Origin of the sequence: Streptomyces galbus, from assembly GCF_005280195.1 — a bacterium.
Lineage (GTDB): Bacteria > Actinomycetota > Actinomycetes > Streptomycetales > Streptomycetaceae > Streptomyces > Streptomyces galbus.
The window spans coordinates 1-1,244 of sequence record NZ_SZPR01000053.1; the positions used below are offsets into that span (position 1 = coordinate 1).

The 1,244-nt window shown below is 72.0% G+C and carries 1 protein-coding gene; it reads right to left on the minus strand.

All coding sequences use genetic code 11. The annotated features are described in order from the left end of the window. Positions 1–1,121: condensation domain-containing protein (locus E4U92_RS35235; RefSeq protein WP_277754770.1), on the minus strand; the 1,121-nt coding region annotated here is incomplete at its 3' end. Positions 1,122–1,244 lie beyond the last annotated feature (123 nt).

A 1,244-nucleotide genomic window follows, 5' to 3' on the forward strand; every position in this document is an offset into this window, starting at 1 on the left:
GCGATGTGATGCACCACCAGGAGCAGGACGTACTGCTGCGCTGAGATCTGGAAGAGGTCCGCACGCAGCGGGGTTTCAGTGGCGAGGTCGAAGGGATACCGGGCCGCTGTCCTCAGCACCTCGGGCAACTCGGCCTCGGTCGTGGGGTGGACGGCGACGTGCGGGACGGCCGCCTCGGGTGGCAGCACCTGCTGGCAGGGGACGCCGTCGGTCTCGGGGAACACCGTCCGCAGGCTCTCGTGCCGGGCCACCACATCACCCAGAGCGGCACGCAACGCGTCACGGTCCAACTCACCGCTCAGCCTCAGGGCCAGCGGGATGTTGTAAGTGGCGCTCGGTCCCTCCATCTTGTGGATGAACCACAGCCGCCGCTGGGCGAAGGACAGCGGCATGACCTCGGGCCGCCGACGGGTTGTGAGGGCCAGGCGTCCGGGAGCGGCGGTGTCGAGGAGCAGCGCCACCGCAGCGGGCGTCGGTCCCTCGAACAGCGCGCGCAGCTCCAGCTCGACGCCGAACGCGGCGCGGATCTGGGCGATGAGACGGGTGGCCAGCAGCGAGTGCCCGCCCAGGTCGAAGAAGTCGTCGTCCACACCTGCCCGCGGCAGCCCCAGCACCTGGGCGAACAGGTCGCACACGATCTGCTCCTGCGGCGTGCGCGCCCCGCGTCCCGACCCGGCCGACGCGAACTCCGGCGCCGGCAGGGCCGCCCGGTCCAGCTTGCCGTTGGCCGTCAGGGGGAGCCGGTCGAGGGGGACGATGGCCGACGGCACCATGTAGTCGGGCAGGTGGTCGCGGGTGTGCTCGCGGAGCTCGGTGACCAGGGCACCGGTGGCGCGGCGCGCGGCGGGGTTGGTCGCCCAGGTGGACAGGGGTGCGGTGGAGGCGCTGGTGGGTAGCGCCGCGTACGTCCCGACGGGGACGCGGCCGGACAGCCGGTTCCGGTCGACGAAGACCACGTCCACGGCGTCGGTGTCCCGAGTGTTCCAGGTGATGCCGGTCCAGTAGCCGTGCTCGTCGCCCAGAACGTGGAACGCCTCGAGGCCGGCCGGTGGTGCGGTGGGACCATCGGGCAGGGGCGTGCCGTCTTCCAGGGCCCGGCGCACGGCGAGCTCGTGCGTCAAGCGGGGGTTCGGAACGCCGGTCAGGCGTAGTTCCCCGGGTCGTTCGGCTGCCAACTGCTGCCTCAGGTCGTCGAGGCTGTCTCGTTCGTCGGCACCGGTGCTCCAGGGCCGGGTGGGGGTGTC